35 protein-coding genes are annotated in these 23,393 nt (G+C 67.2%); 2 read left to right on the forward strand and 33 right to left on the reverse strand.

The annotated features are described in order from the left end of the window. Position 1: 1 nt before the first annotated feature. The 4 genes from MIAR_RS13680 to MIAR_RS13695 are packed head-to-tail and all read right to left on the reverse strand — an operon-like array spanning position 2 to position 3,971. Positions 2-790: a sulfite exporter TauE/SafE family protein gene (locus MIAR_RS13680; protein WP_285636983.1), complete on the reverse strand. Its 789-nt coding sequence runs from the start codon at positions 788-790 to the stop codon at positions 2-4. Between the two features lie 52 nt (positions 791-842). After that, positions 843-2,390, reverse strand: a complete 1,548-nt coding sequence (locus MIAR_RS13685) for a tripartite tricarboxylate transporter permease (RefSeq protein ID WP_285636986.1) — start codon at positions 2,388-2,390, stop codon at positions 843-845. Then, positions 2,390-2,935, reverse strand: a complete 546-nt coding sequence (locus MIAR_RS13690; protein WP_285636989.1) for a tripartite tricarboxylate transporter TctB family protein — start codon at positions 2,933-2,935, stop codon at positions 2,390-2,392. Before MIAR_RS13690 ends, MIAR_RS13685 begins: the two co-directional genes overlap by 1 nt. Position 2,936: 1 nt before the next feature. After that, complete coding sequence (locus MIAR_RS13695; RefSeq protein ID WP_285636993.1) at positions 2,937-3,971, reverse strand: Bug family tripartite tricarboxylate transporter substrate binding protein; 1,035 nt, start codon at positions 3,969-3,971, stop codon at positions 2,937-2,939. Positions 3,972-4,129: 158 nt separating this feature from the next. Between MIAR_RS13695 and MIAR_RS13700 the strand changes: the two genes are divergently transcribed. Both MIAR_RS13700 and MIAR_RS13705 read left to right on the forward strand, forming a co-directional pair. After that, entirely contained in the window at positions 4,130-5,422 is a 1,293-nt protein-coding gene (locus MIAR_RS13700; RefSeq protein ID WP_285636996.1) for a PAS domain-containing protein, read from the forward strand. Positions 5,423-5,475: 53 nt separating this feature from the next. After that, entirely contained in the window at positions 5,476-7,056 is a 1,581-nt protein-coding gene (locus tag MIAR_RS13705; RefSeq protein ID WP_285636998.1) for an AMP-binding protein, read from the forward strand. 81 nt (positions 7,057-7,137) lie between these two features. On the opposite strand, the gene rplQ is transcribed toward MIAR_RS13705, so the two are convergent. The 29 genes from rplQ to rplC all read right to left on the reverse strand — a co-directional run bounded on the left by rplQ (position 7,138) and on the right by rplC (position 23,386). Continuing rightward, positions 7,138-7,806: a 50S ribosomal protein L17, sunset domain variant gene (gene rplQ, locus MIAR_RS13710; protein ID WP_285637001.1), complete on the reverse strand. Its 669-nt coding sequence runs from the start codon at positions 7,804-7,806 to the stop codon at positions 7,138-7,140. Positions 7,807-7,841: 35 nt separating this feature from the next. Then, positions 7,842-8,831 carry a DNA-directed RNA polymerase subunit alpha gene (locus tag MIAR_RS13715; RefSeq protein ID WP_285637003.1) on the reverse strand — a complete coding sequence of 330 codons (990 nt, stop codon included), beginning with the start codon at positions 8,829-8,831 and terminating at the stop codon, positions 7,842-7,844. A 131-nt stretch (positions 8,832-8,962) separates the two neighbouring features. Next, the gene (gene rpsK, locus MIAR_RS13720; protein ID WP_071644012.1) at positions 8,963-9,361 is read right to left on the reverse strand and encodes a 30S ribosomal protein S11; all 399 of its coding nucleotides are present in this window, start codon (positions 9,359-9,361) and stop codon (positions 8,963-8,965) included. Between the two features lie 30 nt (positions 9,362-9,391). Next, positions 9,392-9,766 carry a 30S ribosomal protein S13 gene (rpsM, locus tag MIAR_RS13725; protein WP_193596792.1) on the reverse strand — a complete coding sequence of 125 codons (375 nt, stop codon included), beginning with the start codon at positions 9,764-9,766 and terminating at the stop codon, positions 9,392-9,394. A 179-nt stretch (positions 9,767-9,945) separates the two neighbouring features. Further along, a complete protein-coding gene (gene rpmJ / locus MIAR_RS13730) occupies positions 9,946-10,062 on the reverse strand; it encodes a 50S ribosomal protein L36 (RefSeq protein ID WP_071644008.1) in 117 nt (38 codons plus the stop codon). 65 nt (positions 10,063-10,127) lie between these two features. After that, entirely contained in the window at positions 10,128-10,349 is a 222-nt protein-coding gene (infA, locus tag MIAR_RS13735) for a translation initiation factor IF-1 (protein WP_005050493.1), read from the reverse strand. 167 nt (positions 10,350-10,516) lie between these two features. Continuing rightward, a complete protein-coding gene (locus tag MIAR_RS13740; protein ID WP_285637050.1) occupies positions 10,517-11,185 on the reverse strand; it encodes a DsbA family protein in 669 nt (222 codons plus the stop codon). A gap of 90 nt (positions 11,186-11,275) precedes the next feature. Beyond that, positions 11,276-12,124, reverse strand: coding sequence for a type I methionyl aminopeptidase (gene map, locus MIAR_RS13745; protein WP_285638527.1), 849 nt, complete (start codon positions 12,122-12,124; stop codon positions 11,276-11,278). A gap of 17 nt (positions 12,125-12,141) precedes the next feature. Then, positions 12,142-12,738, reverse strand: coding sequence for an adenylate kinase (locus MIAR_RS13750; protein ID WP_285637053.1), 597 nt, complete (start codon positions 12,736-12,738; stop codon positions 12,142-12,144). Continuing rightward, a complete protein-coding gene (gene secY / locus MIAR_RS13755) occupies positions 12,735-14,057 on the reverse strand; it encodes a preprotein translocase subunit SecY (protein ID WP_285637055.1) in 1,323 nt (440 codons plus the stop codon). Before secY ends, MIAR_RS13750 begins: the two co-directional genes overlap by 4 nt. Positions 14,058-14,170: 113 nt before the next feature. Continuing rightward, the gene (gene rplO / locus MIAR_RS13760) at positions 14,171-14,761 is read right to left on the reverse strand and encodes a 50S ribosomal protein L15 (protein WP_285637057.1); all 591 of its coding nucleotides are present in this window, start codon (positions 14,759-14,761) and stop codon (positions 14,171-14,173) included. After that, positions 14,761-14,946, reverse strand: a complete 186-nt coding sequence (rpmD, locus tag MIAR_RS13765) for a 50S ribosomal protein L30 (protein WP_071640253.1) — start codon at positions 14,944-14,946, stop codon at positions 14,761-14,763. Before rpmD ends, rplO begins: the two co-directional genes overlap by 1 nt. Further along, entirely contained in the window at positions 14,946-15,638 is a 693-nt protein-coding gene (gene rpsE / locus MIAR_RS13770; RefSeq protein WP_425561605.1) for a 30S ribosomal protein S5, read from the reverse strand. The genes rpmD and rpsE overlap by 1 nt, the downstream gene beginning before the upstream one ends. Continuing rightward, positions 15,635-15,994, reverse strand: coding sequence for a 50S ribosomal protein L18 (gene rplR / locus MIAR_RS13775; protein ID WP_285637062.1), 360 nt, complete (start codon positions 15,992-15,994; stop codon positions 15,635-15,637). The genes rpsE and rplR overlap by 4 nt, the downstream gene beginning before the upstream one ends. A 2-nt stretch (positions 15,995-15,996) precedes the next feature. Further along, a complete protein-coding gene (rplF, locus tag MIAR_RS13780; RefSeq protein ID WP_285637064.1) occupies positions 15,997-16,533 on the reverse strand; it encodes a 50S ribosomal protein L6 in 537 nt (178 codons plus the stop codon). 6 nt (positions 16,534-16,539) lie between these two features. Continuing rightward, positions 16,540-16,938: a 30S ribosomal protein S8 gene (gene rpsH, locus MIAR_RS13785; protein WP_285637066.1), complete on the reverse strand. Its 399-nt coding sequence runs from the start codon at positions 16,936-16,938 to the stop codon at positions 16,540-16,542. A 144-nt stretch (positions 16,939-17,082) separates the two neighbouring features. After that, positions 17,083-17,673 (reverse strand): 50S ribosomal protein L5, encoded by a 591-nt coding sequence (gene rplE / locus MIAR_RS13790; protein WP_285637068.1) that lies wholly within the window; start codon positions 17,671-17,673, stop codon positions 17,083-17,085. Then, positions 17,673-18,032 carry a 50S ribosomal protein L24 gene (gene rplX, locus MIAR_RS13795; RefSeq protein ID WP_285637070.1) on the reverse strand — a complete coding sequence of 120 codons (360 nt, stop codon included), beginning with the start codon at positions 18,030-18,032 and terminating at the stop codon, positions 17,673-17,675. The genes rplE and rplX overlap by 1 nt, the downstream gene beginning before the upstream one ends. Positions 18,033-18,034: 2 nt before the next feature. After that, positions 18,035-18,403: a 50S ribosomal protein L14 gene (gene rplN / locus MIAR_RS13800; RefSeq protein ID WP_028496524.1), complete on the reverse strand. Its 369-nt coding sequence runs from the start codon at positions 18,401-18,403 to the stop codon at positions 18,035-18,037. Continuing rightward, positions 18,400-18,714, reverse strand: coding sequence for a 30S ribosomal protein S17 (gene rpsQ, locus MIAR_RS13805; protein WP_285637077.1), 315 nt, complete (start codon positions 18,712-18,714; stop codon positions 18,400-18,402). Before rpsQ ends, rplN begins: the two co-directional genes overlap by 4 nt. After that, on the reverse strand, positions 18,714-19,028 hold the full coding sequence (gene rpmC, locus MIAR_RS13810) for a 50S ribosomal protein L29 (RefSeq protein ID WP_285637080.1): 315 nt from the start codon (positions 19,026-19,028) through the stop codon (positions 18,714-18,716). The genes rpsQ and rpmC overlap by 1 nt, the downstream gene beginning before the upstream one ends. Beyond that, a complete protein-coding gene (gene rplP, locus MIAR_RS13815; protein WP_179410064.1) occupies positions 19,028-19,447 on the reverse strand; it encodes a 50S ribosomal protein L16 in 420 nt (139 codons plus the stop codon). Before rplP ends, rpmC begins: the two co-directional genes overlap by 1 nt. Continuing rightward, positions 19,447-20,193: a 30S ribosomal protein S3 gene (rpsC, locus tag MIAR_RS13820; protein WP_193596808.1), complete on the reverse strand. Its 747-nt coding sequence runs from the start codon at positions 20,191-20,193 to the stop codon at positions 19,447-19,449. Before rpsC ends, rplP begins: the two co-directional genes overlap by 1 nt. Further along, positions 20,193-20,591 carry a 50S ribosomal protein L22 gene (gene rplV, locus MIAR_RS13825; protein ID WP_285637090.1) on the reverse strand — a complete coding sequence of 133 codons (399 nt, stop codon included), beginning with the start codon at positions 20,589-20,591 and terminating at the stop codon, positions 20,193-20,195. Before rplV ends, rpsC begins: the two co-directional genes overlap by 1 nt. Further along, the gene (gene rpsS / locus MIAR_RS13830) at positions 20,591-20,872 is read right to left on the reverse strand and encodes a 30S ribosomal protein S19 (protein WP_179410061.1); all 282 of its coding nucleotides are present in this window, start codon (positions 20,870-20,872) and stop codon (positions 20,591-20,593) included. Before rpsS ends, rplV begins: the two co-directional genes overlap by 1 nt. Positions 20,873-20,884: 12 nt before the next feature. Then, a complete protein-coding gene (rplB, locus tag MIAR_RS13835) occupies positions 20,885-21,724 on the reverse strand; it encodes a 50S ribosomal protein L2 (protein ID WP_193596811.1) in 840 nt (279 codons plus the stop codon). Positions 21,725-21,744: 20 nt separating this feature from the next. Next, positions 21,745-22,065: a 50S ribosomal protein L23 gene (gene rplW, locus MIAR_RS13840; RefSeq protein WP_285637097.1), complete on the reverse strand. Its 321-nt coding sequence runs from the start codon at positions 22,063-22,065 to the stop codon at positions 21,745-21,747. Beyond that, positions 22,062-22,724 carry a 50S ribosomal protein L4 gene (gene rplD, locus MIAR_RS13845; protein ID WP_285637100.1) on the reverse strand — a complete coding sequence of 221 codons (663 nt, stop codon included), beginning with the start codon at positions 22,722-22,724 and terminating at the stop codon, positions 22,062-22,064. Before rplD ends, rplW begins: the two co-directional genes overlap by 4 nt. 2 nt (positions 22,725-22,726) lie before the next feature. Then, positions 22,727-23,386 carry a 50S ribosomal protein L3 gene (rplC, locus tag MIAR_RS13850; RefSeq protein WP_285637105.1) on the reverse strand — a complete coding sequence of 220 codons (660 nt, stop codon included), beginning with the start codon at positions 23,384-23,386 and terminating at the stop codon, positions 22,727-22,729. Positions 23,387-23,393: the final 7 nt, after the last annotated feature.

The raw sequence follows: 23,393 nt of genomic DNA on the forward strand, positions 1-23,393 counted from the left end.
CTCAGCGGCTGCGGATCGCCTTGATGCTCATCTGCACGGCGATCGCGACGAGGTACGCCGCGAACAGGATGTTGCCCGTCGCCGGGTCGATCAGGGTCGCCAGCCATGCCCCGAGAGCGGTCGTGGTGCACGCCGAGATCCCGATGATCAGCGCGCCCGCCACGTCGACGTTGCGGTGCCGCAGATTGCCGATCGTGCCGGAGACCGCGGTCGGGATCATCATCAGCAGCGAGGTGCCCTTGGCGACCAGGTCGCTGGTCCCGAACACCACCATCAGCACGGGGACGACGACCACTCCTCCGCCGACGCCGATCAGGCCCGCGATGACGCCGGTCAGGATGCCGACCAGCACCAGTCCGGCTCCGTTCAGCCAGGTCAGGTGGAACACCGAGTCGCGGGAGGGGATCACCAGGAAGAGGCTCACCAGCACCACGAGCAGGAAGGCGACGAAGCCCCAGCGCAGCGCGCGCTGCGAGATCCTCGGCATCAGCCGCGATCCGATCTGCGCGCCGGCCACGGCTCCCGCCGCGAGGATGAGCGCCGGGATCCAGGCGACCGAGCCCGAGAGCGCGTACGAGATCACGCCGACGCTCGCCGTCGGCACGATCGCGGTCAGCGAGGTGCCGGCCGCGAGCCGCTGGTCGAAGCCCAGCAGCAGCACGAGCAGCGGCACGATCACCGTGCCCCCGCCGACGCCGAACAGACCGGAGAGGAGGCCGGCGATGAGGCCGATCGCCACGAACCCGGCGTACGCGCGAGGCCCCCGGGTGTTGGCCTGTTCATCGCGCACGATGAACAGACTATCCCGGGAGCCCCGTCGGCCCTGCGGCGCGTGACGCCTCTCAGACCTCCTGGTCGGCCTTGATCGGCACCGCGATCGACTCGGTCAGGTGCTGCTCGTAGCGCGTCTGCCTGCGACGCAGCCAGAGCGCACCGAGGATCAGCACCACCAGCACGCCGTACGCGATCGCCGCGAACGGGCTCGCGATCAGCGTCATCGGGTCGCCCTGGCTCAGCTGCAGGGCCTTGCGCAGCTCGCCCTCGCCCATCGGGCCGAGGATCATGCCGACGACCAGCGGTGCCACGGGGATGCCGTAGCGCCGCATGAAGTAGCCCAGCACGCCGATGATGAGCAGGATGACGATGTCGGTGATGTTGAACTTGATCGCGTACGCACCGAAGGCGGCGAACATCAGGATCCCGGCGTACAGGTACGGTCGCGGGATCTGCAGCAGTTTGACCCACATGCCCACCAGCGGCAGGTTCAGCACGATCAGGATGACGTTGCCGAGGTACAGGCTCGCCACCAGCGCCCACACCAGCGCGGGCTGGTTGGCGAACAGCAGGGGCCCCGGCTGGATGCCGTAGGACTGGAAAGCGAACAGGATGATCGCCGCCGTCGCCGTGGTCGGCAGGCCCAGCGTCAGCAGCGGCACGAGCACGCCGGCGGCCGCGGCGTTGTTGGCCGCCTCGGGGCCAGCCACGCCCTCGATCGCACCGCGCCCGAACTGCTCCTTGTGCTTGGAGAGCTTCTGCTCGGCCGCGTAGGAGAGGAAGGTCGCGACGTCGGCGCCGCCGGCGGGGATCGTGCCGATGGGGAATCCGATCGCCGTGCCGCGCAGCCACGGCTTCCACGACCGGCGCCAGTCCTCCTTGGTCATCCAGTTGCGCCAGCCCTTCGTGACCGGGATGACATCGACGCCGCCGTGCCGCATCCTCGACGCGACGTACAGGGTCTCCCCGACGGCGAAAAGGCCCACCGCGACGAGCACGACGCTGATGCCCTGGTTGAGCTCCGGGATGCCGAGCGTGTAGCGCTGCTGCCCGGACAGGGCATCCGTGCCGACCAGCCCGATGAACAGGCCGATCGCGAGCGACAGCACGCCGCGCGGCACCGACTTGCCCATCAGCGCGCCGACCGTGACGAACGCGACCACGATCAGCGCCAGCTTGTCGGGATTGCCGAGCGAGACCGCGAAGTCGGCCAGGATCGGCGCGAGCAGCGTCAGTCCGACGGTCGCGATGGTGCCCGCGATGAACGAGCCGATCGCCGCCGTCGCCAGCGCAGCGGCCCCCCGTCCGAGTTTGGCCATCTTGTTGCCCTCGATGGCCGTGACTATCGAGGCGGATTCGCCCGGTGTGTTCAGCAGGATGCTGGTGGTCGATCCGCCGTACATGCCGCCGTAGTAGATGCCGGCGAAGGTGATGATCGCCGCGGTGGCGTCGAGCGTGTAGGTCAGCGGCAGCAGCAGCGCCACGGTCATGGCCGGGCCGATGCCGGGGAGCACGCCGACGGCCGTGCCGATGAAGACGCCGATGAACGCCCACATCAGGTATTCGGGCTGCAGCGCCGTGGCGAAGCCCTCCAGGAGCAGACTCCAGCTGTCCATCAGAACATCCCTCCCAGCCAGCCGAACGCAGGGCCCCAGGGCAGCGAGAGCCCGAGGAACCCGCCGAACACGATCTGCACGACCAGCGCGACGACCAGTCCGACGACGAAGCCCAGCCACCAGCGCTTGGCACCGAGGGCCCAGGCGACGATGCCGAACAGGACGGCTGCGGCGGGCGCCCAGCCGATGAGCTCGATGAGCAGCAGGTGCACGACGATCGCTCCGACGATCTTCGCGAGCGTCACCCAGTCGGTGCTGGCATCCGGATCGATGTCCTCGCCCTCCTCGACCTCCGCGCGCTCACCGCGCAGCACGCCGATGAGGACGGCGGCCGCCGAGCCGATGAGCAGGACAGACACGGCGATCGGGAAGACTGTCGGTCCGACCTGGATGCCGACCGGGACGTGGATGCTGAAGGCGCCGACCAGGGCGAGGACGCCGAGGGCGAGCATGAGCAGGGCGAAGACGAGCTCTCCGATGGGAACCCGTGGGGCGGGCCGAGTCTCCTCGGCCCGCCCGTTCGCCCCGGTGATCGGGGCGGTCATGTCAGATCAGCCCGATGTTCTTGAGCGTGCCCTGCACGTCGGAGATGTTCTGCTTGACGAAGGAGTCCAGCTCGGAGCCGGTGAGGAAGGCGTCGGCCCACCCCTTGGTCTCCAGTTCCTTCTTCCACGCCTCGGAGTCGTGCATCTCGGTGACGATGCGCTCGAGCTCGGCGCGGTCGGCGGCGGAGATGTCCCCCGGTGCGATCACGCCGCGCCAGTTGGTGAGCACCACGTCGTAGCCGGCGTCGGTGATGGTCGGCACGTCGGGCAGCTGCTCGACGGGCTTCTCGCTGGACACGGCGAGCGCGCGCATCTTGCCCGCCTCGATGTGCTGCTGGAACTCGCCGACGCCGGAGATGCCGGCAGCGACCTTGCCGCCCAGGATCAGCGACACGGCCTCGCCGCCGCCCGCGTTGGGCGTGTAGTTCAGCTTGGCGGGGATGTCGGCGCTCTTCACCCCGGCCGCGTCCAGCAGGAGGCCGGCGAGGATGTGGTCGGCGCCGCCGGCGGATCCGCCGGTGACGGTGATGGCCTGGCCCTTGTCGACGATGTCCTCGACCAGGCTCTTCAGGTCCTTGTACTTCGAGTCGGCCGGCACGACGACCACGAGGGGCTCGTCGGTGAGGCGGGCGATCGGCGTGGTGTCCTCCAGGCGCACCTTGGACGCGTTGGTCTCGATGGCGCCGACCATGACCAGGCCGTTGACCATCAGTGTGGCGGGGTCCTTCTCGGTGGCCAGCTGGGCGAGGCCGATCGTGCCGCCCGCGCCTCCGACGTTGGTGACCGGAGCGGTCTTCACGATCTTGTCCTCGGTGAGCACCTTGGCCATCGTGCGACCGGTCTGGTCCCAGCCGCCGCCCGGGTCGGCGGGGACGACGATCGAGACGTTCGAGAAGCTGGACTTGGCGTCCTTGCCGCCGGCGTCCGTCTTGTCGCCTCCGCCGTTCTGCGCCGAGCAACCGGCGAGTGCCAGGGCTGCGATGGCCGCGATCGCGACCATCGCGTTACGGGACTTCTTCAGGCGCTGATTCTTCATGCGCTCCTCCTTGAGCGGTGTAGGGAATGACGCAACGCTATGCATCGCGGCGGCGCCGCCATCGCTTCGGAAACCATTGGTCGCGTTTCGAAAGTATTGGTCGTGGATGCCTGCGGAAGGCGGTTCCGGGCGTGCGCGAGTGCGGGGAGAATGGATCCGTGGCCTCGAGGATGAAGCTCGCATCGAAGAAGATGCGCGAACGCAGGATGACCCTGCGCGTGCAGCTGATCCTGCTGCAGGCCCTGATCGTGGCCGTCGTCACGCTCATCGCCGGGGTGACTGCGGGGATCATCCAGGCGCACACCGTGCGGGATGCGTACGAGGACCGGATGCTGGCGGTCGCGCAGTCCATCGCATCCATGCCGCTCATCCGTGCCGCCTTCGACGACGAGGATCCGTCGGCGACCATCCAGCCGCTCGCCGAGGCCATCCGGCGCGCCTCGGATCTCACCTATGTGGTCGTGGCGAACGCCGACGGCATCCGCTACTCCCATCCGAACGCGGCCCTCATCGGTCAGAAGGTCTCCACCGATCCGTCCGTGCCGCTGTCCGGGAAGATCTACATGGGCACGCAGACCGGCACGCTGGGCCCGTCGTGGCGCGTCAAGGTGCCGATCTTCTCGGACGAGTCGCAGGTCATCGGAACGGTCTCGGTGGGCATCCTGGAGTCCCAGGGCGACGGCGAGTTCGCCGTCTACCTGTTCTGGATCATCGGCGCCATGCTCGGCGCGGTGATCCTCGGGGTCTTCGGCTCCGCCTGGGTGACGGCGGTGATCCGCCGCCGCATCCATCTGCTCGAACCTCATCAGATCACGGCGCTCGTGCGCAATCAGGAGACCACGCTGCACGGCCTCAGCGAAGGCGTGATCACCGTCGACGCGCACGGGATCGTCACGCTGGCGAACGACGCCGCCGCCCGGCTGCTCGGCACGGACGCCGAGACGCTCACCGGCTCCCCCGCCGCCGACGTGCTCGGCGACGAGCTCATGGCCGTGCTGCACGACGGCGAGGACGCGGGGCGGCCGGTCATCGTGGGCAGCAGCGTGCTCGTGGCGCGCAGCACCGGAGCGCGCGTGGACGACGCCGCCGTGGAGGCGACGCTGCTGCTGCGGGACCACACCGAGCTGCACGACGTGGTGCGCCGGGTGGAGGCGGCGGACGCCATCATCGCGTTCCGGCAGCGCGCGAGTCTGCCCAAGGGGCTCAGCGCGGAGACGCTGGAGCGGGTCTCGGCCGCGCTGGCTCAGCATCCGGACGTCTCCGCCGCGGAGCTCGGCGAGGTCCTGTCGATCTCACGCGTGAGCGCGCGACGATACCTGGAGCATCTGGCCAGCACGGGGCGAGCGCTGCGCTCGCTGGACTACTCCACCAAGGGCAGACCAGGAACGCGCTACCGTGCGAACGAGCCGGTCGGAACCCTTGGGACTGTGTCTCAGATTGTGCGAGACTGACTCCCATAACGGGGCGGTGTGCCTGACGCCGCACGTCGATCAAAGGGGATCCCATGTTCCGCAGCACCTACCCTGATGTCGAGATCCCCGCGATCTCGATCTACGACTACCTCTTCAGGGACCTGGACGAGGCCACGCTGGACCGCGTCGCCATCGTCGACGGGCCCACCGGCGCCGAGACGACCTATCGTCAGCTCATCGGCCAGATCGACCTCTTCGCGGGTGCGCTTGCGGCCCGCGGCGCCGGCGTCGGCACCACGGTGGCCGTGCTCTGCCCCAACGTCCCGGCGTTCGCGACGGTGTTCCACGGCATCCTGCGGGCGGGCTCGACGGCCACCACCCTGAACTCCCTGTACACCGCCGACGAGATCGAGAACCAGCTGCGGGACGCCGAGGCGGAGTGGCTCGTGACCGTGTCGCCGCTGCTCGCCGGCGCGAAGGAGGCGGCAGCGCGCGTCGGCTTCGCCGACGACCACGTGATCGTGCTCGACGGGGCGGAGGGACACCCCAGCCTGCGCGATCTGCTGGGCGAGGGGCACGCCGCCCCGGAGGTGTCGTTCGATCCGGCCACGCACCTCGCGGTGCTCCCCTACTCCTCCGGCACCACCGGGCGCCCGAAGGGCGTGATGCTCACCCACCGGAACCTGGTCGCCAACGTGGCGCAGTGCCAGCCGCCGGTGATCAGCGTCGGCTCGTCGGACCGGCTGCTGGCGGTGCTGCCGTTCTTCCACATCTACGGCATGACGGTGCTGCTCAACTTCGCGCTGCGTCAGCGCGCGGGCCTGGTGACGATGCCGAAGTTCGACCTGCCCGAGTTCCTGCGCATCATCGCTGAACACCGCACCACCTGGGTGTTCGTTGCACCTCCGATCGCGGTCGCCCTGGCCAAGCATCCGATCGTCGACCAGTACGACCTGTCCTCGATCAAGGTGATCTTCTCCGGCGCGGCGCCCCTCGACGGCACGCTCGCGTCGGCGGTGTCCGAGCGGCTGCACTGCCGCGTTGTGCAGGGCTACGGCATGACCGAGACCAGCCCGGCCGTGAACATCGTGCCCGCCGACCGCACCGACATCGATCCCTCCTCGATCGGTCCGCTCGTCCCGAACACCGAGGCCCGCCTCGTCGACCCCGACACCGGTGCGGACGTCGAGCCGCCGGCCGCCGGCGCGAGCGCCCCCGGCGAGCTGTGGGTGCGCGGCCCGCAGGTGATGGTCGGCTATCTGAACCGCCCGGATGCGACCGCTGAGATGCTGGACGCCCAGGGCTGGCTGCACACCGGCGACATCGCCACCGTGACCGCCGACGGGATCTTCCGCATCGTCGACCGGCTCAAGGAGCTCATCAAGTACAAGGGGTACCAGGTCGCCCCGGCCGTGCTCGAGGCTGTGCTGCTGGAGCACCCGCAGATCGCGGATGCCGCGGTGATCGGCGCGAACGACGCCGACGGCCAGGAGGTGCCGAAGGCGTACGTCGTCCGTCAGGCCGATGCCGACCTGTCGGCCGAGGACGTGATGGAGTTCGTCGCGGCGCACGTCGCCCCGCACGAGAAGGTGCGCATGGTGGAGTTCATCGACGTCATCCCGAAGTCCAGCTCCGGGAAGATCCTGCGCAAGGACCTGCGCGCAAGGACCTGAGCCCGCCAGCCCGCGAAGAGACGAAGAAGCCCGCCATCCCCGAGGGGATGGCGGGCTTCTTCTGTGCAGTGTCGCTGCGGCTTACTTGCCGGCCTCGACGAAGCCTGCGGCCTCAGCGGCCTCAGCGGTGCGGAACCACACCTCTGCGACGGTCGCGTCGTACCACTGGCCACCGGGCTGGTGGAACTTCATGGAGTCCTTGTTGCCCTTGATGTCGAAGCCCTCGGGAGCCGAGCCGTCCTCGAGAGGAGCGGCGGAGTCCTCACCGAAGCCGCCGTCGACGAGAGCGGCCGGAGCGGCGGTCTCCTCAGCGGGAGCCTCCTCGACCTTCTCGGCCTTCGGGGCGGCCTTGGCGGCCGGCTTCGCAGCGGCCTTCTTCTTCGGGGTGACGGGCTCGAGGACGAGCTCGATCACGGCCATGGGCGCGTTGTCGCCCTTGCGGTTGCCGACCTTGGTGATGCGGGTGTAGCCGCCCTCACGCTCGGCGACGAGCGGCGCGATCTCGTTGAAGAGGATGTGCGCGGCGTCCTTGTTGGAACGCAGCACGGTCAGCGCGCGACGGCGGGCGTGCAGGTCGCCGCGCTTGCCGAGCGTGATGAGGCGCTCAGCCAGCGGACGCAGGCGCTTCGCCTTGGTCTCGGTCGTCTTGATCGACTTGTGGGTGAAGAGCGCTGCCGCGAGGTTCGCGAGAAGAAGGCGCTCGTGTGCGGGGCCGCCTCCGAGGCGGGGACCCTTGGTGGGCTTGGGCATAATCGTCTAACTCCTGGTCGGAAAGAGGTCGGGTATCAGAAGGACTCGTCTTCGTTGCCGCTGTAGAAGTGGGCGCCGTCGAAACCGGGCACCGAATCCTTCAGCGACAGACCGAGCGAGACGAGCTTGTCGCGCACCTCGTCGACCGACTTCTGACCGAAATTGCGGATGTTCATCAGCTGCGTCTCGGAAAGGGCGACCAGCTCCGAAACGGTGTTGATGCCCTCGCGCTTGAGGCAGTTGTACGAGCGCACCGACAGATCGAGGTCCTCGATCGGCATGGAGAGCTCGCTGGAGAGGACAGCCTCGACCGGCGCGGGGCCGATCTCGATGCCCTCGGCCTCGACGTTCAGCTCGCGGGCGAGACCGAACAGCTCGGTGAGGGTCTTGGCTGCCGAAGCGACGGCGTCGCGGGGGCTGATCGCCGACTTCGTCTCGACGTCGAGGACGAGCTTGTCGAAGTCGGTGCGCTCACCGGCACGCGTGGCGTCGACGCGGTACGCGACCTTCAGGACCGGCGAGTAGATCGAGTCGACCGGGATCTGACCGGCCTCGGCGTACTCGTTGCGGTTCTGCGAGGCGGACACGTAGCCGCGGCCGCGCTCGATGGTGAGCTCGAGCTCGAAGCGAGCGGTGTCGTTGAGCGTCGCGATGACCAGGTCGGGGTTGTGCACCTCGACACCCGCCGGAGCGGAGATGTCGGCCGCGGTGACCTCGCCGGCGCCCGTCTTGCGCAGGTACGCGGTGATGGGCTCGTCGCGCTCGCTGGAGACGACCAGCTGCTTGATGTTGAGGATGATCTCGGTGACGTCCTCCTTCACACCGGGGATCGTGCTGAACTCGTGCAGCACGCCGTCGATGCGAATGGTGGTGACCGATGCGCCGGGGATCGACGAGAGCAGGCTGCGGCGCAGCGCGTTGCCGATCGTGTATCCGAAACCGGGCTCGAGCGGCTCGATGACGAACCGGCTGCGGTTCTCGGAGATCTTTTCCTCGGTGAGAGTGGGACGCTGTGCGATGAGCACTATGTGTTCCTTTCGATCACATGCCCGCTATATGACATGTGTTTTGGTGAGGTCTTGAGTTGTGGAAATCTGCGGGCGACTGTGCCCTGCGGGGCCCGGAAGGGCCCCAGCAGGGCAGCAGTCATGCGAGATCAGACGCGGCGACGCTTCGGCGGACGGCAGCCGTTGTGCGCCTGCGGGGTGACGTCCTGGATGGACCCCACCTCGAGGCCGGCGGCCTGCAGCGAGCGGATCGCGGTCTCGCGGCCCGAACCCGGACCCTTCACGAAGACGTCGACCTTCTTGACGCCGTGCTCCGCAGCCTGGCGGGCAGCGGACTCGGCTGCCATGCCTGCGGCGTACGGGGTCGACTTGCGGGAGCCCTTGAAGCCCACGCCACCCGACGAGGCCCAGCTGATGACAGCGCCGGACGGGTCGGTGATCGAGACGATCGTGTTGTTGAACGTCGACTTGATGTGGGCCTGGCCCAGCGCGATGTTCTTCTTCTCCTTGCGGCGCGGCTTGCGCGCGGCGGCCTTGGGTGCAGCCATGAAAGTGTTCTCCTAATCCCTGGCCGCCGCTTAGCGGGCCTTCTTCTTGCCGGCGACGGTGCGCTTCGGGCCCTTGCGGGTACGGGCGTTGGTCTTGGTGCGCTGACCGCGGACCGGGAGGCCACGACGGTGGCGGAGGCCCTCGTAGGAGCCGATCTCGACCTTGCGGCGGATGTCTGCGGCGACCTCGCGGCGCAGGTCACCCTCCACCTTGTAGTTGCCTTCGATGTGGTCGCGGAGGGCCACGAGCTGGTCGTCGGTGAGATCCTTGACGCGGATCGACTCGTCGATCTCGGTCGCCTTGAGGATCTCGACGGAGCGGGTACGGCCGATGCCGTAGATGTAGGTGAGGGCGATCACCACGCGCTTGTCGCGCGGGATATCAACGCCGGCAAGACGTGCCATGCGGTTCTCCTGGAGTTTTGTGGAGGTGTGGAGCAGCATCCGTTCCCGGGCCTCCGTCCCGGGGTGTCCGCCTCCGTCGCCCCGCAGGGGCGAACCGAGGCATCCGATGCTGCCTGTTGTTCGATATTGAGTTGTTCAGCTGCCGGGCCGGATGCCGAGGCATCCGATCCGACCCCTGCTCAGCCCTGGCGCTGCTTGTGGCGCGGGTTGCTCTTGCAGATCACCATGACGCGACCGTGACGACGGATCACGCGGCAGTGGTCGCAGATGGGCTTGACGCTGGGGTTGACCTTCATGATGTTTCCTGTTCGCTGTCTTCACCGTGCGGGCGCGAGCGCCCGGGGTGTTACTTCTCGACCGATCAGCGGTAGCGGTAGACGATGCGACCGCGGGTCAGGTCGTAGGGCGAGAGCTCCACGACCACGCGGTCCTCGGGGATGATGCGGATGTAGTTCTGCCGCATCTTTCCGGAGATCGTCGCCAGAACCTTGTGTCCGTTGGTGAGCTCAACGCGGAACATCGCGTTGGGCAGAGCCTCGGATACAACGCCCTCGATCTCGATGACACCGTCTTTCTTAGCCATAGCCTCGCTGACGCTTCTGCAGATCGGTCGATCTGCGGTGGATGGGTGATGGTTGGTGGGCCTCATCCGGACACGCCGGAACAAGGCGCAAGGCACCAAGGATCTATACTAACCGACACGCCCGCCTCCGGCAAATGCAGGGGCGGGCGTGCGGGATGTGCAGACGCTCAGCTGATCAGTGCGATGAGCTTCTGCAGGTCGGCCTGGTTCTGCATGTTGAGCCGCTTGCCGTTGATGTCGACCGTGGGCGTGCCCTGGATGTCGTGCTTCGACGCCTGCGCGACGCCGAACTTCTTGTACGTCTCCTTGGTGATGCAGGAGGCCACCTTGTCGGCGCCCGCCTCCTTCGCGAGGTCGGCGAGCTTGCTCGTCTCCAGGCCGGGAGTGTTCTCCTTGGGCTGGTTCGCGAAGAGCAGCTTGGCGTATGCGAGGTACTTGTCCGGCTGCTCGGACGCGACGCACACCGCTGCGGCGGCGGAGCGGGACGAGTACTCCGTGCCCTGCGAGTAGCGGTCCAGGATCGCGATGGGGTGGTAGTTGAGCGTGATCTTGCCGTTCTCAGCCGCCTTCTCCAGCTGGGGGCCGAACTGCTGCTCGAAGCTGTTGCAGACCGGGCACTGGAAGTCGACGAAGATGTCGACCGTGTCCTTGCCGTCTCCGAACGAGATCGCGCCGGTGTCCGCGTTGAAGGACTTCGAGCTGGACGGTGCGGGCCCGGCATCCGTCGCACGGTTGTTCATCCACACCACGACCGCGCCGAGTGCGATCAGCACGACGACGACAGCGGCTGAGATGCCGATGACGAACCAGTTGGGCTTGCTCTGTGCCTGGGCCATGACAGTCCGATCTTTCTGCAGAGAAGTTGACACCCTATTGTGCCGTGCGCACACTATGCCCCGCCTGTGACGAGGCTTCGCTCCCCTGCCCTAGGCGATCGGCACGGGGACGACCCCGAACGGAGCGAGGCCCGCGGCGCCGCCGTCGGGTGCCGTCAGCACCCAGATGCCGCCCTCGTGCCTGGCGACGCTGTGCTCCCAGTGCGAGCCGTCGGAGCCGTCGATCGTGGAGACCGTCCAGTCGTCGTCCTCGACGAACGTCTCCTCGCCGCCGGCGGTGACCATCGGCTCGATGGCCAGCACGAGACCCGGACGGATCTCAGCTCCGGCGTCCGGCGTCCGGTAGTTGAACACGCTCGGGGATTCGTGCATCTTGCGTCCGATGCCGTGGCCGACGTACTCCCGCAGGATGCCGTAGGTCTCCCCCGACACCGCAGAAGGGCCCTGCGCCTCGATGTAGTCCTGGATGGCGGCGCCGATCTCGCCGATGTGGGAGGCGGATGCCATGGCCGCGATACCGGCCCACATGGATCCCTCGGTGACGCGGGAGAGCTCCTCCCGTCGCGCGACGAGCTCCGGCTGACCGGGATCGGGCACCACGAACGTCACGGCGCTGTCGCCGTTCCACCCCTGGAACTGCGCACCGCAGTCGACGGAGACGATGTCGCCCGGCTGCAGCACCAGGTCACCCGGGATGCCGTGGACGACCTGCTCGTTGACCGAGATGCAGGTCGTGTGCCGGTAGCCCCGCACCAGCTTGAAGTTCGACTCGGCGCCGCGGTCGGCGATCAGGCGGTCGGCGACCGCATCCAGCTCGGCCGTGCTGACACCCGCGCGCACCATCGGACGCACAGCCTCCAGTGCGGCGGCCGTGATCAGACCGGGCTCGATCATCGAGCGCAGCTGCGCCGGGGTCTTGTAGATCGACTTGCGGAACATCGTCATGCGGACGCGGCTCAGACGAGCTGGCCGATGCCGCGGGCGCTGAGCGCCGCGGAGATCCGCGCGGTGATCTCGTCGAGCGAGCCCACGCCGTCGATGCGATCGACGATGCCGCGCTGCTCGTACACCGAGATGATGGGAGCCGTCTCGTGCTCGTAGATGTCCAGACGGTGCGCGATCGCCTCGTCGGTGTCATCCGAGCGGCCCTGCTCCACCGCACGCAGCCGCAGCCGGGTGAGGCTCTCCTCGCGCGGGACGTCCAGGAGGATGACGGCAGCGAGCGCGGCATCCGACTCCGACAGGAACGCGTCCAGGTGAGCGACCTGCGTGGTGTTGCGGGGGTACCCGTCGAGCAGGAACCCGTCGGCGGCGTCCTCCTGGGACAGGCGGTCGCGCACGATCTCGCTGGTCAGCTCGTCCGGCACCAGGTCTCCGGCCTCGAGGATCGCGGTGACCTGCTGTCCGAGCTCCGTCCCCGCTTTGATGTTGGCGCGGAAGATGTCGCCCGTGGACACCACCGGGATGTTCAGCGCCTCGGCGACGCGGACGCCCTGCGTGCCCTTGCCCGAGCCCTGCGGGCCGACGATCAGGAGTCGTGCGGATGTCGTCATCGGAGGAGCCCTTCGTAATGGCGCTGCTGCAGCTGCGCGTCGATCTGCTTCACGGTCTCCAGTCCGACGCCCACGATGATCAGGATGGACGCGCCGCCGAACGGGAAGTTCTGGTTCGCCTGCACCGTTGCCAGCGCGACCAGCGGGATCAGCGCGACGATGCCGAGGTACAGCGAGCCCGGGAATGTGATGCGGGTGATCACGTAGTCCAGGTACTCCGCCGTGGGACGGCCGGCACGGATGCCGGGGATGAATCCGCCGTACTTCTTCATGTTGTCGGCGACCTCGACCGGGTTGAAGGTGATGGCCACGTAGAAGTAGGTGAACGCGATGATCAGCAGGAAGTAGATCAGCATGTACAGCGGCTGGTCGCCCGAGACGAGGTACGTCATGATCCAGGTCACCCACGCGGCGGGCTCGCTGCCGTCGGTCGGGGTGTTGAACTGCGCGATCAGCATCGGCAGATACAGCAGCGACGAGGCGAAGATGATCGGGATCACACCCGCCATGTTCACCTTGATCGGGATGTAGGTGTTCGTGCCGCCGTAGGTGCGACGGCCCACCATGCGCTTGGCGTACTGCACCGGGACGCGTCGCTGGGACTGCTCGACGAAGACGACCAGGGTCATCACGACCAGGCCGATGACGAGCACGAGCAGGAAGGTCTCGAAGCCCTTGGCCTCGGCGATGTTCCACATCGAGCTCGGGAAGGTCGCGGCGATCGAGGTGAAGATCAGCACGGACATGCCGTTGCCGATGCCCTTCTCGGTGACCAGCTCGGCCATCCACATGATCAGGCCGGTGCCTGCGGTCAGGGAGATGATGATGAGCATCTGCGCCCACCACACGTCGTTCGTGAGCAGCTTCTGGCAGGCCGCATCGCCCGCCTGGCCGAAGAGCTGTCCGCTGCGGGTCACGGTCACCAGCGTCGCGGACTGCAGCAGCGCGAGCGCGATCGTCAGGTACCGGGTGTACTGGGTGAGCTTGGTCTGGCCCGCCTGGCCCTCCTGGTGGAGAGTCTCGAAGTGCGGGATGACCACGCGCAGCAGCTGCACGATGATCGTCGCGGTGATGTACGGCATGACGCCCAGCGCGAAGATCGAGAGCTTCAGCAGCGCGCCGCCGGAGAACAGGTTGACCAGCCCGAGGAGTCCCTCGGTGCCGGCGCTGGCGGCGAGGCACTGCTCGACGTTCGGGAAGTGAACGAACGGAGCCGGCACATTCGAGCCCAGACGGTACAGGGCGATGATGCCGATGGTGAAAAGGATCTTCGCACGCAGATCGGGCGTGCGGAAGATTCGCGCGATGGCGCTAAACAAGGGCGTTCCTCCTGAAGGGATTGCCGAACGTCGAAGGACGGCCGAAAGTCCAGGGTAACGCACAGGAGGGGCCGGAGAATCTCCGACCCCTCCCAGCGTTCACAGCTGAATGCTCAGTTGACCGAACCGCCGGCGGCGACGATCTTCTGCTCGGCGCTGCCGGACACCTTGTCGACAGACACGGTGAGCTTGACCGAGATGTCGCCGTCCCCGAGGACCTTGACCTTCTCGTTCTTGCGCACGGCGCCCTTGGCGACCAGGTCGCTGACGGTGACGTCGCCACCCTTCGGGTACAGCTCCGCGAGCTTGGCCAGGTTCACGACCTGGTACTCGACGCGGAACGGGTTCTTGAACCCGCGCAGCTTCGGGGTGCGCATGTGCAGCGGCATCTGCCCACCCTCGAAGCCGACCCGCACGGTGTTGCGGGCCTTGGTGCCCTTGGTGCCGCGACCGGCGGTCTTGCCCTTGGAGCCCTCACCGCGACCCACACGGGTCTTCGGGGTGTTGGCGCCGGGGACCGGACGCAGGTGGTGGACCTTCAGGACGGCGGGACGCGAGACCTCGGCCTCGGCGTCCTTCTTGGCCGGTGCCTTCTTGGCGGCGGCCTTGGCCGGAGCGGCCTTGGCAGCTGCCGGCTTGGCGGCGGCCTTCTTCGGAGCGGCCTTGGGCGCCTTCTCCTCGACGGCTTCGTTCTTCTCAGCCATTAGTCGATCTCCTCAACCTTGACGAGGTGAGCGACGGCGCGGACGTAACCGCGGGTCTGGGCGTCGTCGGGACGGACGACCGAGTCGCCGATCCGCTTGAGACCCAGCGAACGCAGCGTGTCGCGCTGGTTCTGCTTCTCGCTCACCTTGGACTTGATCTGCGTGACCTTGAGGCGCTCGGCCATCAGGCACCTACCTTCTGCGCGGCGGCGGCGGCAGCGGCCTTCGCCTCGTTGCGGATGATGATCTGCGGCACGACGGCGTCGTACTCGAGACCACGGCGAGCCACGACGGCACGGGGCTCCTCGAGCGACTGCAGAGCCTCGACGGTCGCGTGCACGATGTTGATCGTGTTCGACGAACCGAGGGACTTCGACAGCACGTCGTGGATACCGGCGCACTCGAGCACGGCGCGGACCGGACCACCGGCGATGACACCGGTACCGGCAGCGGCCGGACGCAGCAGCACCACACCGGCAGCGGCCTCACCCTGCACCGGGTGCGGGATGGTCGAGCCGACGCGCGGGACGCGGAAGAAGTTGCGCTTGGCCTCTTCGACACCCTTCGAGATCGCGAGGGGGACCTCGCGGGCCTTGCCGTAGCCGACGCCCACCAGACCGTTGCCGTCACCGACGACCACGAGAGCGGTGAAGCTGAAGCGACGACCGCCCTTCACGACCTTCGAGACGCGGTTGATGGTGACGACGCGCTCCAGGAACTGGTTGTCGCCACGGTCGCGCGAGTTGCGGTCGCGGCTCTGGCCGCGGTCACGGCCGCCACGACGACCGTCGCGCTGCTCGCGCTGCGGCTCGCTCTGGGCCTGGCCCTCGGCAGCAGGCTGCTCGGTGGTCACTTCGTTCTCCTTGTTGTCACTCACAGTGCCAGCCCCCCTTCGCGGGCGCCATCGGCGATGGCCGCGACACGACCGGCGTAGCGGTTGCCGCCACGGTCGAACACAGCCTCGGTGAAGCCGGCAGCCTTGGCGCGCTCGGCGAGCAGCTCGCCCACCTTGCGGGCCTTGGCGGTCTTGTCACCGTCGAAGGAGCGCAGGTCGGTCTCGAGCGTGGAAGCGGATGCCACGGTGTGGCCCTTGCTGTCGTCGACGAGCTGCACGAACACGTGGCGCGCGGAGCGGTTGACGACCAGACGCGGGCGGACGTCGGTGCCGACGATCTTCTTGCGAAGACGCAGGTGACGACGCGCGCGGGCGGCGGACTTGGACTTGACAGCCATGGTTACTTACCAGCCTTTCCGGCCTTGCGACGCACGACCTCGCCGGCGTAACGCACGCCCTTGCCCTTGTACGGCTCGGGCTTGCGGATCTTGCGGATGTTCGCAGCTGCCTCGCCGACAGCCTGCTTGCTGATCCCGCTGACGGTCAGCTTGTTCGTGCCCTCGACCGTCAGGGTGATGCCGGCGGGCGGGTCGATCAGGACCGGGTGCGAGAAGCCGAGGGCGAACTCGACCGAGTTGCCCTTCTGCTGCACGCGGTAACCGGTGCCGACGACCTCGAGGCCCTTGGTGTAGCCCTGGGTCACGCCGATGATGTCGTTGCTGATGAGCGTGCGGGTCAGGCCGTGAAGCGACCGGGACGCGCGCTCGTCGTCGGGGCGGGTGACCAGAACCTGGTTCTCCTGCACCTCGACCTGGATGGGAGAGGCGACCGTGAGGGTGAGCTCACCCTTGGGGCCCTTCACCGCGACCTCACGGCCGTCGACCGAAACGGTCACGCCCGCGGGGATCTCGATGGGAAGTCGTCCGATACGAGACATGTCAGATCACCACACGTAGGCGAGAACTTCTCCGCCCACGCCCTTCTGCTCTGCCTGACGGTCCGTGAGGAGACCGGAGGAGGTGGACAGGATGGCAACACCCAGGCCGCCGAGGACCTTGGGCAGCTCGGTCGACTTCGCGTAGACGCGGAGACCGGGCTTCGACACGCGCTTGATGCCGGCGATGGAGCGCTCACGGTTGGGACCGTACTTGAGCGACAGGGTGAGGCTGCTGCCGACGCGGGCGTCGGTCACCTCGAAGCCGGCGATGTAGCCCTCCTTCTGGAGGATCTCGGCGATGTTCGTCTTGAGCTTGCTCGACGGCATGGTCACGGAGTCGTGGTGCGCCGAGTTCGCGTTGCGCAGACGGGTCAGCATGTCTGCGACCGGGTCTGTCATTGTCATGGTGGTTTCCTTCGTTCATGAGGTTCCGGCTGCCGTTACACGACAGACGGCCTGCTATGAGCACGGTGTCCGAGCGGACACACAATCTTCAATTGTACGGGACGTGGGGAGGGATGCCTGACGCATCCCTCCCCACCTCTCCGCTTACGCCGCGGCGTCGGTCGACTTGAACGGGAAGCCGAGCGCCTTCAGCAGCGCGCGACCCTCGTCGTCGGTCTTGGCCGTGGTGACCACGGTGATGTCGAAACCGCGGACGCGGTCGATCTTGTCCTGATCGATCTCGTGGAACACGCTCTGCTCCTGGAGACCGAAGGTGTAGTTGCCGTTCCCGTCGAACTGGTCGCCCGACAGACCGCGGAAGTCGCGGATGCGGGGCAGCGACAGGTTCACCAGACGGTCCAGGAACTCCCACGCGCGGTCACCGCGGAGGGTGACGTGCGCGCCGATGGCCTGTCCCTCGCGCAGCTTGAACTGCGCGATCGACTTGCGAGCCTTGGTGACGATGGGCTTCTGACCGGTGATCCGGGTGAGGTCGTCGACCGCACCATCGATCACCTTGCTGTCGCGAGCCGCCTCGCCGACACCGGTGTTGACGACGACCTTGACCAGGCCGGGGATCTGCATGACGTTGGCGTAGCCGAACTGCTCCTGCAGAGCCTTCTTGATCTCGGTGTTGTACTTGGCCTTCAGGCGGGGCTGCACCTTGACAGCCTCCGCAGCCTCAGTCGCTGCCATCAGAGGTCCTTACCTGACTTCTTCGCGTAGCGCACGCGGACCGTGCGCTTCACGCCGTCCTTGACCTGCTCCTCGACCCGGTGGCCGACGCGGGTCGGCTGCTTGGTCGAGGGGTCGACGACGGCGACGTTGGAGATGTGGATCGGGGCCTCGACGGTCTCGATCCCACCCGTCTTGGTGCCGCGCTGGGTCTGGCCGACACGGGTGTGCTTGGTGACGTAGTTCACGCCCTCCACCACGACGCGGTTCTGCTCGACGAGGACCTCGAGGACCTTGCCCTGCTTGCCGCGGTCGCCGCCCTTGTCCTGCTTGCGACCGGTGATGACCTGAACCAGGTCGCCCTTCTTGATGTTCGCCATGATCAGATGACCTCCGGGGCGAGCGAGACGATCTTCATGAACTTCTTGTCGCGAAGCTCACGACCGACCGGTCCGAAGATACGGGTGCCGCGGGGCTCCCCGTCGTTCTTCAGGATCACGGCGGCGTTCTCGTCGAACTTGATGTACGAGCCGTCGGGACGGCGCGTGGACTTGACGGTGCGGACGATGACGGCCTTGACCACATCGCCCTTCTTGACGTTTCCACCGGGGATCGCGTCCTTGACCGTCGCGACGATGGTGTCGCCCAGGCCCGCGTAACGACGGCTGGAACCGCCGAGAACACGGATGGTGAGCAGCTCCTTCGCGCCGGTGTTGTCGGCGACCTTGAGGCGAGACTCGGTCTGAATCACTTTGCCTTCTCCAGGATCTCCACCAGACGCCAGCGCTTGGTGGCGCTCAGCGGGCGGGTCTCGTTGATGAGGACCAGGTCGCCGATGCCGGCGCTGTTGGTCTCGTCGTGGGCCTTGACCTTCGAGGTCTGGCGGATGACCTTGCCGTAAAGCGGGTGCTTCACGCGGTCCTCGACCTCGACCACGATGGTCTTGTCCATCTTGTCGCTGACCACGTAGCCACGGCGGGCCTTGCGGTAACCACGGGCGTCGGCGTCGCGCACGTCGTGCGCGGCGTGCTCAACGGCCTCAGCAGCCTTCTTCTCAGCCATTACTCGGCCTCCTCCTTCGGCGCGTCGGCCTCTTCAGCCTTCTTCGCCTTCGCCTTGGACGCCTTCTTGGCCGGAGCCTCGACCGGAGCGGGCGTCGCACGGATGCCCAGCTCGCGCTCGCGGATCACGGTGTACAGGCGCGCGATGTCGCGCTTGACGGCGCGGATGCGGCCGTGGCTCTCCAGCTGGCCGGTGGCCGACTGGAAACGGAGGTTGAACAGCTCCTCCTTGGCCTTGCGCAGCTCCTCGACGAGGCGCTGGTCTTCGAACGTGTCGAGCTCGGCAGGTGCGAGCTCCTTGGTGCCGATCGCCATTACGCGTCGCCCTCCTCGCGCTTGATGATGCGTGCCTTGAGCGGCAGCTTGTGAATGGCCCGGGTGAGGGCTTCGCGTGCGAGCTCCTCGTTCACGCCCGCGACCTCGAAGAGGACACGGCCCGGCTTGACGTTGGCGACCCACCACTCGGGGGAACCCTTACCGGAACCCATGCGGGTCTCGGCAGGCTTCTTGGTGAGGGGACGGTCGGGGTAGATGTTGATCCACACCTTTCCACCGCGCTTGATGTGACGCGTCATGGCGATACGAGCGGACTCGATCTGACGGTTGGTCACGTAAGCGGGAGTCAGAGCCTGGATGCCGAACTCGCCGAAGGAGACCTTCGTGCCGCCGGTCGCCTGGCCCGAACGCTTCGGGTGGTGCTGCTTGCGGTACTTGACCTTGCGAGGGATGAGCATTATGCCGACGCTCCTTCTGCGACAGGCGCCTCGTTGCGAGGCGCGCGACGACGGTCGCCACGCTCGCGCTGCGGCTTCATGTTGGCCTGCTCGCGTGCGAGTTCCTTGTTGGTGAGGTCGCCCTTGTAGATCCAGACCTTCACGCCGATGCGGCCGAAGGTGGTCTTGGCCTCGTAGAAGCCGTAGTCGATGTTCGCGCGCAGCGTGTGCAGCGGCACACGACCCTCGCGGTAGAACTCGGAGCGGCTCATCTCCGCGCCGCCGAGGCGGCCGGAGACCTGGATGCGGATGCCCTTGGCGCCGGCGCGCTGCGCGCCCTGCAGACCCTTGCGCATCGCACGACGGAACGCCACGCGAGCAGACAGCTGCTCGGCGATGCCCTGCGCGACGAGCTGAGCGTCGGCCTCGGGGTTCTTGACCTCGAGGATGTTCAGCTGGATCTGCTTGCCGGTGAGCTTCTCGAGGTCACCGCGGATGCGCTCGGCCTCGGCGCCACGGCGGCCGATGACGATGCCCGGACGTGCGGTGTGGATGTCCACACGCACGCGGTCGCGGGTGCGCTCGATCTCGATGCCCGAGACGCCGGCGCGGTCGAGCTGCGTCTGCAGCAGGCGACGGATCTTGATGTCCTCGGCGACGTAGTCGGCGTAACGCTGGCCGGGCTTCGTCGAGTCCGAGAACCAGCGAGACACGTGGTCCGTGGTGATGCCGAGGCGGAAGCCGTACGGGTTGACTTTCTGGCCCATTACTTGCTCGCCTTCTTCGTCTTGGCCGCCGGAGCCGCGTCAGCGACCTCGGGGGTGGCCAGCACGACCGTGATGTGGCTCGTGCGCTTCTTGATCTGGAAAGCGCGACCCTGAGCGCGGGGCTGGAAACGCTTGAGCGTCGTGCCCTCGTCGACGTACGCGTTCTTCACGTACAGGTCCTGCTCGTCCAGGTACTCGCCGTCGCGATCGGCCTTGACCTGTGCGTTCGCGATCGCAGCGTGCACGAGCTTGTAGATCGGCTCGCTTGCGCCCTGCGGGGCGAACTTGAGGATGGCCAGTGCTTCCTGCGCCTGCTTGCCCTTGATGAGGGCGACGACACGACGAGCCTTCTGCGGGGTCACGCGGATGTGCTTCACGCGTGCGATGGAGTCGACCATTAGCGGCGCCGCCCCTTCTTGTCGTCCTTCACGTGGCCGCGGAAGGTGCGGGTGGGCGCGAACTCGCCCAGCTTGTGGCCGACCATGGTCTCGGTCACGAACACGGGGATGTGCTTGCGACCGTCGTGGACGGCGATCGTGTGACCCAGCATGGCCGGGATGATCATCGACCGGCGGGACCAGGTCTTGATGACGTTCTTGGAACCGGCCTCGTTCTGACCGACCACCTTGCGAAGCAGGTGCTCGTCGACGAAGGGGCCCTTCTTAAGACTGCGTGGCATCTTCCTCTACTCCTACTTGCGCTTCTTGCCGGCGTTACGGCGACGCACGATGTACTTGTCGGATTCCTTGTTGGCGTGACGGGTACGACCCTCAGCCTGGCCCCACGGGGAGACGGGGTGACGTCCACCGGACGTCTTGCCCTCACCACCACCGTGCGGGTGGTCGACCGGGTTCATCGCGACACCGCGGACGGTCGGGCGGACGCCCTTCCAGCGCTTGCGGCCGGCCTTGCCCCAGTTGATGTTCGACTGCTCGGCGTTTCCGACCTCGCCGATGGTCGCGCGGCAGCGCGCATCGACGTTGCGGATCTCGCCCGAGGGCAGACGCAGCTGAGCGTAGGGGCCGTCCTTCGCGACCAGACGCACCGAGGCGCCGGCCGAACGTGCCATCTTCGCACCGCCGCCGGGACGCAGCTCGATAGCGTGGATCACGGTACCGGTGGGGATGTTCTTCAGCGGCAGGTTGTTGCCGGGCTTGATGTCGGCGCCGGCACCGGACTCGACGATGTCGCCCTGCTTCAGCTTGTTCGGCGCGAGGATGTAGCGCTTCTCGCCGTCGAAGTAGTGCAGCAGCGCGATGCGCGCGGTGCGGTTGGGGTCGTACTCGATGTGAGCGACCTTGGCGTCGATGCCGTCCTTGTCATTGCGACGGAAGTCGATGACACGGTACTGGCGCTTGTGGCCGCCACCGATGTGACGGGTCGTGATGCGGCCCTGGTTGTTGCGACCACCGGTCTTCGAGAGCGGACGCAGCAGCGACTTCTCCGGCGTCGATCGGGTGATCTCGGCGAAGTCGGCCACCGACGAACCGCGGCGACCCGGGGTCGTGGGCTTGTACTTGCGAATAGCCATTATCTGTCCTTATCCCCCGGTCAGCCGACTGCCGTGAAGATGTCGATGGAACCCGACTTCAGCGCGACGATGGCGCGCTTGGTGTCCTTGCGCTTACCGGTGCCGAAACGGGTGCGGCGGGCCTTGCCGACGCGGTTGATCGTGTTGACCGAAGCCACCTTGACGCCGAAGATCTTCTCGATGGCGAGCTTGATCTCGGTCTTCGAGGCGCGGGGGTCCACCAGGAAGGTGTACTTGCCCTCGTCGATCAGACCGTAGCTCTTCTCGGAGACGACCGGGCCCAGGATGATGTCGCGCGGGTCCTTGTTCAGGGCCGTTGCGAGGATGTTCTGCTCAGTCATGCCGAGACCTCCTCGGTTGCGCCGGTCTTCGAGGCGATGAAGGCCTCGAGGGCGGCCTTGGTGAAGACGATGTCGTCGGAGACGACCACGTCGTAGGCGTTCAGCTGGTCGAAGCTGAGCACGTGCACGTTCGGAAGGTTCCGGACGCTCTTCACGGTCAGCTCGTCGCTGCGCTCGATGACGACGAGCACGTTCTTCGGACCGGCGACGGCGGCGAGCAGGCCCGCAGCGGTCTTGGTCGAAGGCGTGGCGTCGGCGACGAAGGCCTCGACAGCGTGCAGGCGCTCACCGCGGAAGCGGTCGCTGAGCGCGCCCAGCAGGGCGGCGGCGATCATCTTCTTGGGGGTGCGCTGCGAGTAGTCGCGCGGCTTCGGGCCGTGGACGATGCCACCACCGGTCATGTGCGGCGCGCGGATGGAGCCCTGGCGGGCGTTACCCGTGCCCTTCTGCTTGAAGGGCTTGCGGCCTGCACCGGAGACCTCACCGCGACGCTTGGTCGAGTGGGTGCCCTGGCGTGCGGCAGCGAGCTGCGCGACGACGACCTGGTGGATCAGCGGGACGTTGGTCTTGACGTCGAAGATGGCGGCGGGCAGCTCGATGGAGCCGGCCTTCTTGCCGTCGACTGCGATGACGTCGAGCGCGAGAGTCGAGTCAGCCATGATCAGGCACCCTTCACTGCGTTGCGGACGAAGACGATGCGACCACGTGCGCCGGGGACGGCGCCCTTGACGAGCAGCAGACCCTTCTCGACGTCGACGGCGTGCACCGTGAGGTTGAGGACGGTCACGCGCTCGCCACCCATACGGCCGGCCATGCGCATGCCCTTGAACACGCGGCTCGGGGTCGACGAGGCGCCGATCGAGCCGGGCTTGCGGTGGTTGCGGTGCGCACCGTGCGATGCCGAGACGCCCTTGAAGTTGTGGCGCTTCATGACACCCGCGGTGCCCTTGCCCTTGCTGGTGCCCACGACGTCGACCAGCTGGCCGGCCTCGAAGGTGCCGTCAACGGTCAGCTCCTGGCCGAGCGCGTAGTCAGCGGCATCCGCGGTGCGGATCTCGGTGACGTGGCGACGCGGCGTGACGCCGGCGGCCTCGAAGTGAGCGGTGAGCGGCTTGTTGACCTTGCGGGGGTCGATCTGACCGTAGGCGATCTGAACGGCGTTGTAGCCGTCCTTCTCGGGGGTACGGATCTGGGTGACCACGTTCGGGGCCAGCTCGATGACGGTGACGGGAACGAGCTTGCCGTTCTCGTTCCACACCTGGGTCATGCCGAGCTTGGTGCCGAGCATGCCCTTGGAGATCTTTGCGTTGATGTCAGCCATGTCGAAC

The sequence above is a fragment of the Microbacterium arabinogalactanolyticum genome (assembly GCF_030268005.1).
Lineage (GTDB): Bacteria > Actinomycetota > Actinomycetes > Actinomycetales > Microbacteriaceae > Microbacterium > Microbacterium arabinogalactanolyticum.

Bases quoted from the DNA above. Each gene is read 5' to 3' on its own strand.
- MIAR_RS13685 (WP_285636986.1), bottom strand. From the start codon at position 2,390: ATGGACAGCTGGAGTCTGCTCCTGGAGGGCTTCGCCACGGCGCTGCAG.
- MIAR_RS13690 (WP_285636989.1), bottom strand. From the start codon at position 2,935: ATGACCGCCCCGATCACCGGGGCGAACGGGCGGGCCGAGGAGACTCGG.
- MIAR_RS13695 (WP_285636993.1), bottom strand. From the start codon at position 3,971: ATGAAGAATCAGCGCCTGAAGAAGTCCCGTAACGCGATGGTCGCGATC.
- MIAR_RS13705 (WP_285636998.1), top strand. From the start codon at position 5,476: ATGTTCCGCAGCACCTACCCTGATGTCGAGATCCCCGCGATCTCGATC.
- rplQ (WP_285637001.1), bottom strand. From the start codon at position 7,806: ATGCCCAAGCCCACCAAGGGTCCCCGCCTCGGAGGCGGCCCCGCACAC.
- rpsK (WP_071644012.1), bottom strand. From the start codon at position 9,361: ATGGCTGCACCCAAGGCCGCCGCGCGCAAGCCGCGCCGCAAGGAGAAG.
- rpsM (WP_193596792.1), bottom strand. From the start codon at position 9,766: ATGGCACGTCTTGCCGGCGTTGATATCCCGCGCGACAAGCGCGTGGTG.
- rpmJ (WP_071644008.1), bottom strand. From the start codon at position 10,062: ATGAAGGTCAACCCCAGCGTCAAGCCCATCTGCGACCACTGCCGCGTG.
- infA (WP_005050493.1), bottom strand. From the start codon at position 10,349: ATGGCTAAGAAAGACGGTGTCATCGAGATCGAGGGCGTTGTATCCGAG.
- MIAR_RS13740 (WP_285637050.1), bottom strand. From the start codon at position 11,185: ATGGCCCAGGCACAGAGCAAGCCCAACTGGTTCGTCATCGGCATCTCA.
- map (WP_285638527.1), bottom strand. From the start codon at position 12,124: ATGTTCCGCAAGTCGATCTACAAGACCCCGGCGCAGCTGCGCTCGATG.
- MIAR_RS13750 (WP_285637053.1), bottom strand. From the start codon at position 12,738: ATGACGACATCCGCACGACTCCTGATCGTCGGCCCGCAGGGCTCGGGC.
- rplO (WP_285637057.1), bottom strand. From the start codon at position 14,761: ATGGCTGAGAAGAACGAAGCCGTCGAGGAGAAGGCGCCCAAGGCCGCT.
- rpmD (WP_071640253.1), bottom strand. From the start codon at position 14,946: ATGGCCGAGCGCCTCAAGGTCACGCAGATCAAGTCCAAGGTGAGCGAG.
- rplR (WP_285637062.1), bottom strand. From the start codon at position 15,994: ATGGCTGTCAAGTCCAAGTCCGCCGCCCGCGCGCGTCGTCACCTGCGT.
- rplF (WP_285637064.1), bottom strand. From the start codon at position 16,533: ATGTCTCGTATCGGACGACTTCCCATCGAGATCCCCGCGGGCGTGACC.
- rpsH (WP_285637066.1), bottom strand. From the start codon at position 16,938: ATGACAATGACAGACCCGGTCGCAGACATGCTGACCCGTCTGCGCAAC.
- rplE (WP_285637068.1), bottom strand. From the start codon at position 17,673: ATGGCAGCGACTGAGGCTGCGGAGGCTGTCAAGGTGCAGCCCCGCCTG.
- rplX (WP_285637070.1), bottom strand. From the start codon at position 18,032: ATGGCGAACATCAAGAAGGGCGACCTGGTTCAGGTCATCACCGGTCGC.
- rpsQ (WP_285637077.1), bottom strand. From the start codon at position 18,714: ATGGCTGAGAAGAAGGCTGCTGAGGCCGTTGAGCACGCCGCGCACGAC.
- rpmC (WP_285637080.1), bottom strand. From the start codon at position 19,028: ATGGCGATCGGCACCAAGGAGCTCGCACCTGCCGAGCTCGACACGTTC.
- rplP (WP_179410064.1), bottom strand. From the start codon at position 19,447: ATGCTCATCCCTCGCAAGGTCAAGTACCGCAAGCAGCACCACCCGAAG.
- rpsC (WP_193596808.1), bottom strand. From the start codon at position 20,193: ATGGGCCAGAAAGTCAACCCGTACGGCTTCCGCCTCGGCATCACCACG.
- rplV (WP_285637090.1), bottom strand. From the start codon at position 20,591: ATGGTCGACTCCATCGCACGCGTGAAGCACATCCGCGTGACCCCGCAG.
- rpsS (WP_179410061.1), bottom strand. From the start codon at position 20,872: ATGCCACGCAGTCTTAAGAAGGGCCCCTTCGTCGACGAGCACCTGCTT.
- rplB (WP_193596811.1), bottom strand. From the start codon at position 21,724: ATGGCTATTCGCAAGTACAAGCCCACGACCCCGGGTCGCCGCGGTTCG.
- rplW (WP_285637097.1), bottom strand. From the start codon at position 22,065: ATGACTGAGCAGAACATCCTCGCAACGGCCCTGAACAAGGACCCGCGC.
- rplD (WP_285637100.1), bottom strand. From the start codon at position 22,724: ATGGCTGACTCGACTCTCGCGCTCGACGTCATCGCAGTCGACGGCAAG.
- rplC (WP_285637105.1), bottom strand. From the start codon at position 23,386: ATGGCTGACATCAACGCAAAGATCTCCAAGGGCATGCTCGGCACCAAG.